At 70.5% G+C, this 1,254-nt stretch carries 1 protein-coding gene; it reads left to right on the top strand.

What is annotated here, in order from left to right; genetic code table 11:
• On the top strand, positions 1 to 900 hold a 900-nt coding region (gene dprA / locus Q9R30_RS19280), incomplete at its 5' end, for a DNA-processing protein DprA (RefSeq protein WP_311218596.1).
• Between the last annotated feature and the right edge of the window lie 354 nt (positions 901 to 1,254).

Raw genomic sequence — 1,254 nt, 5'->3', positions numbered from 1 at the left:
CGCATTGCACGCGCAGCCCTGACCCGCCTGTTCGAACCAAACGACACCGTTGGGCGGACCCTTATGGGCAGGCTCGGCGCGTACGCCGCGCTGCGGCTCGCCACCGGCGCCCAACCTGCCCACGCCATTCCGGAGGTGACGCCCGAGGAACTGGCCGACGCGCTGAAGCGCTGGGCACCTCGCGTGCCGGAGCTGGACCCGGAGAAGGACCTGGCCACCATCGAACGCCTGGGCGGCGGTTTCCTGATCCCCGGGGATGAGCACTGGCCCAGCGGCCTGGACGACCTCCCGGACGCGCCGTTCGGCCTCTGGTACCGGGGCACCATCGGGAATGGAATCCCCGACCCGTCCAACTGTGCGGCACTGGCCGGCTCACGTGACTGCACGAGCTACGGCGCGGCCGTCACAGGTGACATCGCCTACAGCCTGGCGCAGCGCGGAATCTGCGTCATCGCGGGACTCGCCTATGGCGTGGATGCCCACGCCCACCGTGCCGCACTGGCCGGAAGCACCGGCAGCGGCCCGGCCACCATCGCCGTCCTCGCCGGGGGACTGGACCGGGACTACCCGTCTGGAAACGCGGACCTCGCCGCCGCAATCCGCGGCAATGGGCTGACGCTGTCCGAGCTTCCCCCGGGAGCAGCCCCTACCCGGGCAAGATTTTTGTACAGAAATCGCATCATTGCAGCCCTTGCCGGGGTGACGTGCGTAGTGGAGGCCCGTTGGCGCTCCGGTGCCCTGAATACCGCCCACCACGCCGAAACCATCGCCCGGCACGTCGCCGCCGTCCCCGGCAGCGTCCACAGCGCCAACTCCGCAGGTTGCCACCGGCTCCTGAAAGACGGCGGCGCGGCGCTGGTGACCGACGCGGCTGAACTGAGCGAACTGCTCGCCAGCTAAACCCACGGGTGGCCGGTCTTTCGGGGCCGGTCACCGCGGGCGGTCCGCCGTCGTGGCCGGCTTTCGCTGGTGGTCGCCCACGGCGGACCGCCCATCCGCAGCAACCAGGTGCCGGGGCGGCGTCCGCCGGCGGCAAGTCAAAGGCTGTCGGTGTCGTTGGGTAGTTCCTGGCCCGGGGTGAAGGGCAGGCTCTCAGGGCTCGCCCTGGTTTCCGCTGCGCTCCAACCAGTTGAGGGGCGTCCGCTGGCGCGGCCGGCTGTTGGGGCCCGGTGGCGCCGTCGCAGAGCTCCGGACCCCCTGGCCCTGTGTTGTCTGCGACGCTTTTTGGCTGCTGTCCTGACGGATTGTACGTGG

It is taken from the genome of Arthrobacter sp. AB6 (assembly GCF_031844545.1).
Lineage (GTDB): Bacteria > Actinomycetota > Actinomycetes > Actinomycetales > Micrococcaceae > Arthrobacter.
The sequence above is the reverse complement of the archived record's forward strand: the minus strand, read 5'-3'. Positions and strand labels throughout refer to the sequence as shown.